Source organism: Vibrio sp. 1402, assembly GCF_033340275.1.
Genome location: NZ_JAWOWE010000073.1, coordinates 1 through 1,139, shown reverse-complemented (window position 1 = coordinate 1,139; position 1,139 = coordinate 1). Strand labels below are relative to the sequence as shown.

Annotated in this window: 1 protein-coding gene and 1 pseudogene; both read left to right on the top strand. The window is 45.3% G+C overall.

Translation table 11 applies throughout. The features are described 5' to 3' along the window. Nucleotides 1-962: sensor histidine kinase (locus R7044_RS24185; RefSeq protein ID WP_225455869.1), on the top strand; the 962-nt coding region annotated here is incomplete at its 5' end. A 4-nt stretch (nt 963-966) separates the two neighbouring features. Then, a pseudogene (locus tag R7044_RS24180) lies at nt 967-1,139 on the top strand (sigma-54-dependent Fis family transcriptional regulator); the annotation flags it as partial.

The following is a 1,139-nucleotide window of genomic DNA, read 5'->3' as shown; positions in this document are numbered from 1 at the left end:
CGCCAAAACAATCCATCGTTTGGGTTACGATGGGCTATATCGTTGTGCTTACGTTGGCCTTTACGGTTTTGTTCTTGATTGGCCAGTTGATTTATCACCGCCAACAACGTCATTTTCAGTTAGAACGAATCCAACAAGAAGCGAATCAGAAGTTAGAATTTCAAGTCATGGCACGAACAGCAGAGTTACAGGCTGAAATTGCGCAGCGAACCGAAACGGAGCAAACACTGCGTTTGACCCAAGATGAGTTGATTCAAGCGGCTAAGCTGGCAGTTCTCGGTCAAATGTCAGCGAGCATCAGCCATGAGCTGAATAATCCGTTGGCAGCCATTCGTAGCTTTGCTGAGAATGGAAAATTGTTCCTTCAGAAAGAAAAGTATGATCGAGTGGAAGATAATCTCACTCGCATTTCAGCCCTCACAGACAGAATGGCAAACATCAGCCAGCAATTGCGTTCGTTTGCCAAAAAGGCCCGCGGCAATGAGCTTACCCAAACACGTCTGTTGCCCGTGATAGCCTCATCAAAAGAGCTCATGAAACCCGCTTTTAAATCTGCTCGTGTTCTACTTGCTACCGAACTTCCTACTGACGACATCGAGGTTCAAATCAATACCATTCAATTGGAGCAAGTTCTGGTTAACTTGCTGACGAACGCGATTGAAGCCGTAAAAGAACAACAAGATAAACAAGTGTGGTTGCTCGTTGAAACGGATACGGATGAAAACAAAGTGATGATTCATGTCGATGACAATGGCCCTGGGCTTGGTTCGCACACACTGTCCGAACTTTGCGAACCGTTTTTAACAACTAAAAAGAATGGATTGGGATTAGGACTTTCTATATCTCAGCAAATATTGGCTGGTATGAACGGCAGCTTGAGTGCTCACAACCGAGCCCAAGGTGGCGCTCGATTCTCATTGTGCTTACCAATATGCCAACGCACCGAACAATCAGAAGGATAAGATAATGTGTCAGGTGTTTTTTATTGATGATGAAGCCGACCTTCGATTAGCAATAGAACAAACGTTTGAGCTAGCCGATATCGAAGCGACTTTTTTTTCCGATGCGGAATCCGCCTTGTTAGCCATGAAACAAAGCAACGAAGCTGGTGTGATTGTGACCGACATCTGCTTACCCGG